This window comes from Nocardiopsis sp. TSRI0078 (assembly GCF_001905145.1).
Classification (GTDB): Bacteria; Actinomycetota; Actinomycetes; order Streptosporangiales; family Streptosporangiaceae; genus Nocardiopsis.
On record NZ_LWLB01000032.1, the window covers coordinates 477,002 to 477,357 of the forward strand.

A 356-nucleotide genomic window follows, 5' to 3' on the forward strand; every position below is an offset into this window, starting at 1 on the left:
GCCCGGACGCCGGCGCCGCGCCGAGCCGCCCGCCGAGGGCCCCGCGGCACCGCCCCGGCGAGGCGGGGCCGCCGACGCCCTGCGCGGAGGCCGTGCCGCCCGTTCCGGGACCTCCCGCTCCGGGGCTCCCGGTCCCCAGGACCCCCGAGGCCCGGAAGGGCCCCGGCCGCACGAGCCCGCGCCTCCCCGGCGCGCCGCCGGCGATCCGACCCAGGACGCCCTCGCCGCCCTGGCCAACCTGGGTGAGAGCACCGCGCCGCCCCGGCCCTCCGAGAACGTTCCGCAGCCGCCGCCCGCGGCCGAGGAGCCGCCCCGCCGCGGGCGCCGTGTCCGCTCCGAGCCCGAACCCGAGCCCG

At 84.8% G+C, this 356-nt stretch carries 1 pseudogene; it reads left to right on the forward strand.

From position 1 onward, the window contains the following. Window positions 1-356, forward strand: a pseudogene (locus tag A6A08_RS28430) (hypothetical protein); the annotation flags it as partial.